Origin of the sequence: Marseilla massiliensis, assembly GCF_016899855.1 — a bacterium.
Lineage (GTDB): Bacteria > Bacteroidota > Bacteroidia > Bacteroidales > Bacteroidaceae > Prevotella.
In genome coordinates this window covers 1-6,856 of the sequence record NZ_JACJJG010000128.1, presented here as the reverse complement: position 1 = coordinate 6,856, position 6,856 = coordinate 1, and the positions used below count along the sequence as shown (strand labels likewise).

At 54.3% G+C, this 6,856-nt stretch carries 3 protein-coding genes; 2 read left to right on the top strand and 1 reads right to left on the bottom strand.

The window, feature by feature from the left end; genetic code table 11:
* Positions 1–458 precede the first annotated feature (458 nt).
* Complete coding sequence (locus H6A34_RS13040) at positions 459–1,343, bottom strand: AraC family transcriptional regulator (protein ID WP_021948243.1); 885 nt, start codon at positions 1,341–1,343, stop codon at positions 459–461.
* A gap of 394 nt (positions 1,344–1,737) precedes the next feature.
* Between H6A34_RS13040 and H6A34_RS13035 the strand changes: the two genes are divergently transcribed.
* A complete protein-coding gene (locus tag H6A34_RS13035; protein WP_205105868.1) occupies positions 1,738–3,129 on the top strand; it encodes a sugar porter family MFS transporter in 1,392 nt (463 codons plus the stop codon).
* 240 nt (positions 3,130–3,369) lie between these two features.
* Positions 3,370–6,666 carry a DUF5107 domain-containing protein gene (locus tag H6A34_RS13030; RefSeq protein WP_205105867.1) on the top strand — a complete coding sequence of 1,099 codons (3,297 nt, stop codon included), beginning with the start codon at positions 3,370–3,372 and terminating at the stop codon, positions 6,664–6,666.
* Positions 6,667–6,856: the final 190 nt, after the last annotated feature.

Below are 6,856 nucleotides of genomic sequence, written 5' to 3'. Positions count from 1 at the left end.
CCCCACATGAGCATCGGCAACAACACCCCGGAGACGGCGCACGCCGGGAGCGGCGAACAAAAACGGCTGTGGAAAAGAAAAAAAACGGTGGGGCATGGAGGGAATGACAACGGAAGATAGTATCTTTGCTGCGATTTTGTCAGGCTGCCCCGCGGGGCCGCCTGACAAAGACCGGGAATGTAAAGTAAAGCGGCACATTTCCTGATGCGATGTCAACTATTCCAGTACCTCTATCCAGAGTGTGTAAAATAATGTAGTTTATTTAAACAAAAACTGTCAACCTATTTCAGGAAAAGACAGACGGCAGCCGGTGAAAACCCGAAAGGCCATCTTTTACATTCCGAAAGGCCGTCAATCGCACGCTAAAAGGCCGTCTTTTGCATCGCAAAAGACGGCCTTTTGTATTCCGCTGGATATCAAGACGTTACGTAAGCGGCGCCTGCCGGCCGTACCGGTGGTTACACCTTGGGGTGAGTGCGGTATGCTTTGGGGCTCATGCCCATCACCTTGCTGAACATGCGCGAGAAGTAGTAAGGGTCGTCTATGCCCAGTTTGTAGCATATCTGGTTCATGCGCATCTGCGTATTGTCAAGCAGGTCGCAGGCTCGCTTCACCTTCAGCAGGTTGATGTAGCTCATGGGGCTGTGGCCGGTCTGCGCCTTGAACACCATGGAGAAGTGAGAGGCCGAGTAGCCGGTGTAGTCGGCCACTTCGCCAAGAGTTACGTGTCGCTCGATATTCTCCTCCATGAAATGTATTGCCGCGTCAACAATGCCCACGTCGCCGGTCTGTCCTGCCGCCTCGCGGTACTGCCTGACGTAGCGCAGCGAGCCGAGATAGTGGTGGAATAGCGACATGGCGTACCTTATGTTCTCTATGCTGTAGCCCGAGTTGAGGGCGTCAAACAGTTCCTCGAACATGTTTATGCGGTTGCTTATCCGCGAGTGTACGCCGGGGTTTATGGCCGTAGGGCTTACCGCGTCGAGGGCGTAATGGCAGGCCAGCGAGCCCTTGAAGTGAATCCAGTAGATAGTCCAAGGCTTGTCGTGGTCGGCCTCGTAGGCGTGGGGTTGGCCCGCCGGCAGGATGAAGTACTGGTTGGCGCCTACCTGGTAGCGCCTTCCGCCCACCTGATAGCTGCCCCGCCCGTCGATGCAATATATGAAAACGTACTGGTCGATGGGCTCGTTGCGCTCGCGGTAATGGTTGGCGGCGTGGGGATAATAGCCTATGTCGGTGACGTAAAGCACGGATACTATAGGGTCGGCAGCCATCATGTCGGTTACCATCTTGGGCAATACGAGCGACCGCTCGCCTGAAAACCCGCTCTTGATTTTTATCATAGGCCTCGCGATTGTTTTATTTTAGAGGTTAAAGGAGTTAGAGAAGTTAAAGAAGTCATAGCCCAATGCCCTTGTGGGTATGCAACGAAGCATTTGGCTTTAACTTCTAACGGAGCGGAGCGAAGTGATAATTTCTTTAACTTCTCTAACTTCTTAGGGTTCATATCAACCAAAATCTTTGTGCAAATATAGCCAAAATAATAATAAGATTGTCCATTTTATAAACATTTTTTTCTATTTCGGGTGTTCCCCTTTGTACGTATCTTTGCAGCGGAAAACGATATAATGCCACGGCGGCGTAAATGACTGAAAAAGCCGGACGTTGGCAATGCGGGCGCAAGCGACGCCCTACGGACCGGAAACAATATGTTTAATATAACCCGAAAACTTTACAATGAAAACATTTAACAAAAGATTTGTCTATTTCATCTGCGTGGTATCGGCCATGGGAGGACTGCTTTTCGGCTACGATTGGGTAGTCATCGGCGGTGCAAAACCGTTCTATGAAGTGTTCTTCGATATAGCCGACAGTCCCAAGATGCAGGGCCTTGCCATGAGCATCGCCCTCGTGGGCTGCCTTATCGGGGCCATGACGGCCGGCTCGCTTGCCGACCGCTTCGGACGCAAGAAGCTGCTTGTCGTATCGTCAATCACGTTCCTCGTGTCGGCTTTCGGCACGGGTTACTTCAGCGAGTTCAGCCTGTTTCTCGCGGCGAGGTTCCTCAGCGGCGTAGGAATCGGTATAGCATCGGGCCTGTCGCCGATGTACATCGCCGAGGTCGCTCCTACGCATATACGAGGCAAACTGGTGTCGCTCAACCAGCTGACGATAGTCATTGGCATTCTCGCCGCACAGATTACCAACTGGCTGATAGCCGAACCCGTAATCCACAACACCATCGACACGTGGAACTGCCAGATGGGATGGCGCTGGATGTTCTGGGCAGGAGCGTTCCCCGCGCTGGCCTTCCTAATCCTCGTATTCTTCATTCCGGAGAGTCCCCGTTGGCTCGCCATGACGGGCAAGACCGCCGGCGCAAGGGCAATATTGTCTAAGGTAGGCGGCGAGGGATATGCCGAAGATGAGCTAAAGGCCATCTCTGAGGCAGACGCCGCTGCCGGAGAGCAGCACGGTCTGCGCACGTTGTTCCGCCGTCCGCTGCTCAAGATCGTGACGATAGGTATCGTTGTGGCAGTGTTCCAGCAGTGGAGCGGCACTAACGTAATCTTCAACTACGCGCAGGAGATATTCCAGTCGGCAGGCTATTCACTTAGCGACGTGCTCTTCAACATCGTCGTAACGGGCGTAACAAATGTCATCTTCACCGTCGTTGCGATGTACACCGTAGAGCGTCTGGGCCGCCGCAAGCTCATGCTGATCGGTTCCTTGGGCCTCGCGATAGTCTATCTTACGCTCGGAACATGCTACTATCTTGAGGTGAAAGGCGCCTTCATGGTGCTGCTGGTGGTGCTTGCCATAGCATGCTACGCCATGACTCTCGGCCCGATAACATGGGTGCTGATAGCCGAACTCTTCCCCAGCCGCGTGCGCGCCGTTGCCGTCGGCACTTGTACATTCGCCCTTTGGGTGGGTAGCACAACGCTGACGTACACATTCCCGTTGCTCAACACCTCATTGGGCAGCTACGGAACATTCTGGATTTACGCAATAATCTGCGCCTTGGGCTTCATCTACTTCAACCGCGTACTGCCCGAAACGAAAGGCAAGTCGCTTGAGGAGATAGAGAAAGAACTCACGAAAAAAGGTGAAAAAGTGAGAAGGTGAAAAGGTTAGAAAGTGAGAGGGGGAGAGCGCCTGCATGGCATTTGTCTTAACTCCTTGACTCCCTAACTCCTTAACTCCAGGGCATTTGTCTTAACTCCTTAACTCCATAACTCCTTAACTCCAAGGCATTTGACTTTAACTCCTAACGAAGCGGAGCGAAGTGATAACTACTTTAACTCCTTTAACTACCCAAAAATCTCCTTTAACTACAAAAAGAAAACTTCTTTAATTACAAACAATATGGTAAAAGCATGGAAAGAAAAGGTGACCATTCCGACGTATGAAGTCGGGGCACCGGAGAAGAACCCCATCTTCCTTGAGAAGAGAGTGTACCAGGGTTCGAGCGGAGTGGTATATCCTTATCCCGTCATCGAGTCAATATCTAACGAGAAGACGGACAAGGAATACAACGCTGTGTTCATCGAGAACGAATATATAAAGGTGATGATTCTGCCAGAGCTTGGCGGCCGTGTGCAGATGGCTTACGACAAGATTAAGCAGCGTCACTTCATCTACTACAACCACGTTATCAAGCCGGCGCTGGTCGGACTGGCCGGTCCATGGATTTCGGGAGGTATCGAATTCAACTGGCCGCAGCACCACCGCCCCAGCACCTACATGCCCGTTGACTGTACGATAGAGGAAAACAGCGACGGAAGCGTGACGGTATGGGTGAGCGAAATGGAGCGCATGTTCCACCAGAAGGGCATGGCAGGATTCACTCTCAGGCCCGGACACGCATACCTCGAGATAAAGGGAGTGCTCTACAACCGCACCGAAGTGCCGCAGACATTCCTGTGGTGGGCCAACCCCGCCGTGGCAGTAAACGACCACTACCAGAGCGTTTTCCCGCCAGACATCAACGCAGTGTTCGACCACGGAAAGCGCGCCGTAAGCTCTTTCCCCATCGCTACGGGCACATATTACAAGATGGACTACTCTGCCGGAGTGGACATCTCGAACTATAAGAACATCTTTGTGCCGACCAGCTACATGGCCGTAAACAGCAAGTACGACTTCGAGGGAGGCTACGAGAACGACACACGTGCCGGCATGCTGCACGTTGCCAACCACCACGTATCACCCGGAAAGAAGCAGTGGACATGGGGTAACGGCGACTTCGGCCGCGCATGGGACCGCAACCTTACCGACGAGGATGGCCCGTACATTGAGCTGATGGCCGGCGTCTACACCGAGAACCAGCCCGACTTCACATGGCTGCAGCCGTATGAGGAAAAGTCGTTCGTGCAGTATTTCCTGCCCTACCGCGAATTAGGAGTGGTCAAGAACGCCACTAAAGACCTGCTGATGAACATCGACCAGGAAGGCGAAAACGGCAACGTAACCTTCAAGGTGTTCGCAACGTCGACACAGACCGTAAACGTAACGCTGCGTAACGATGACGGCACGGTATATTACAGCAAGGAAGTGACCATCACGCCCGAGGCTCTTCTCGAGGAGACTGTCGACGTGAAAGGCGCACGCCTCAACCACCTGACACTCGAAATCACCGCCCGCGGCCGCGAACTGCTGCACTGGCACAGCGAGCCCGAGGACGTACGACCCATCCCCGACGCTGCCGAAGCAGCTCTGCTGCCCGAGGAAATTAAGACTACCGAGCAGCTTTACCTCACAGGTCTGCACCTCGAGCAGTACCGCCACGCTACATACAACCCCGTTGAATACTACGAGGAGGCTCTGCGCCGCGACCCGCTCGACGTAAGGAACAACAACGCACTGGGTCTGTGGTACATCCGCAAGGGACGCTTCGCACGCGCCGAGAGATACTTGAAGACGGCCGTCAAGGTGCTCATGAAGCGCAACCCCAACCCGTACGACGGTGAACCGATATACAACCTCGGTCTGGCGCTGAAGTACCAGGGCAAGATTGACGAGGCTTACGACCGCTTCTTCAAGTCTACATGGAACGGCGCATGGCAGGATGCAGGCTACTTCGCGTGCGCTCAGATCTCCGTAATGCAGGGCCGCATGGAGGACGCTGCCGACGAGATTGACCGCTCTCTCATACGCAACTGGCACAACCACAAGGCCCGTGCGCTGAAGACGGCGATACTGCGCAAGCAGGGACGCACCGACGAGGCACTCGCACTGATTGAAGAGTCGCTGAAGATTGACCGCTTCAACTTCGGCTGTCTGTACGAGAAATACATCATCACGGACGACGAGAGCGTGCTCGACGCCATGAAGGAGCTGATGCACGGCAACGCCCACGACTACGACGAGATAGCCCTCGACTACTGCGCGGCCGGCCTCTGGCAGGATGCTGCATCGCTGTGGAACGTCGCAATCGCAACGGGAGCCGTCACCCCGATGACCTACTACTACCTTGGCTGGTGCAAGGCGATGGGCGGAATGGAAGGCGCTGCCGACGACTTCAAGAAAGGCGAGGCCGCATGTCCGGACTGCTGCTTCCCCAACCGTCTGGAGGCAATACTCGCCCTGCAGTGCGCTATGGACACCGTCGAAGGCTGCTCAAAGGCTCCTTACTATCTCGGCTGCCTGTACTATGACAAACGCCAGTACGACCTTGCAATCCAGGCATGGGAAACTTCGGCGCGCGAGGACGATAAGTTCCCAACCGTTTGGCGCAACCTGGCGCTGGCAAACTTCAACAAACTGGACAACCAGGACAAGGCCATAGAGTACATGGAGCGCGCTTTCTCGCTTGACGACACCGACGCACGCGTGCTCATGGAGCTCGACCAGCTGTACCGCCGCGTACGCCGTCCGCACGCCGAGAGGCTCGCGTTCCTGCAGGAGTATCCCGAGCTTGTGTCGAAACGTGACGACCTGTTGCTCGAAGAGATAACCCTGCTGAACCAGACCGGACGTTACGGCGAGGCGAAGAGCAAGCTTGACGCTCACATCTTCCACCCGTGGGAGGGCGGTGAAGGCAAGGTGCCCGCACAGTATCAGTTCGCACGTGTGGAAATGGCTAAGGTAGCGATAGCCGAAAAGCGTTATTCTGACGCTGTCGGACTGCTTGAAGAATGTCTTGTATATCCTCCGCACCTCGGCGAAGGCAAGCTCTACGGAGCGCAGGAGAACGACTTTTACTATCTGCTCGGCATATCATACGAGGCTCTGGGCGACACCGACAAGGCACGCCAGTGCTGGGAGCAGGCTACGCTCGGACCTACCGAACCCGCTGCCGCGCTGTACTACAACGACGCCAAGCCTGACAAGATATTCTACCAGGGCCTTGCGCTGTTGAAGCTCGGACGCACCGCCGAGGCCAACGGCCGATTCCACCGGCTGGTGAACTACGGCGAGAAACATCTCTTCGACACGGTCCGTATGGACTATTTCGCGGTATCGCTGCCCGACCTTCTCATCTGGGAGGACGACCTGCAGCTGCGCAACGAGATACACTGCAAGTACATGATGGCTCTCGGATACCGTGGACTTGGCGACCGTGACAAGAGCGACAGGTACATTAATGAGGTTGCTTCGCTCGACATCAACCATCAGGGCATTCAGGCTTTTGTCTCACTTATGGACATGGCTTTGGCCTAAGTATGTAACACGTTGATATTCAACATATTGTAAAAAGCCGTCTTTCGCGTCGCGAAAGACGGCCTTTTAGCGTGCGGTTGACGGCCTTTTGCAACGTAAAAGGTGGCCTTTCGGGTTCATCCGCAGTTCTGTTGGATAAAGATAAGATGCTGATATTCAAGTATTTGTATTATCTTGTATGCTCATAAGT

Bases quoted from the DNA above. Each gene is read 5' to 3' on its own strand.
- H6A34_RS13030 (WP_205105867.1), top strand. From the start codon at position 3,370: ATGGTAAAAGCATGGAAAGAAAAGGTGACCATTCCGACGTATGAAGTC.
- H6A34_RS13035 (WP_205105868.1), top strand. From the start codon at position 1,738: ATGAAAACATTTAACAAAAGATTTGTCTATTTCATCTGCGTGGTATCG.
- H6A34_RS13040 (WP_021948243.1), bottom strand. From the start codon at position 1,343: ATGATAAAAATCAAGAGCGGGTTTTCAGGCGAGCGGTCGCTCGTATTG.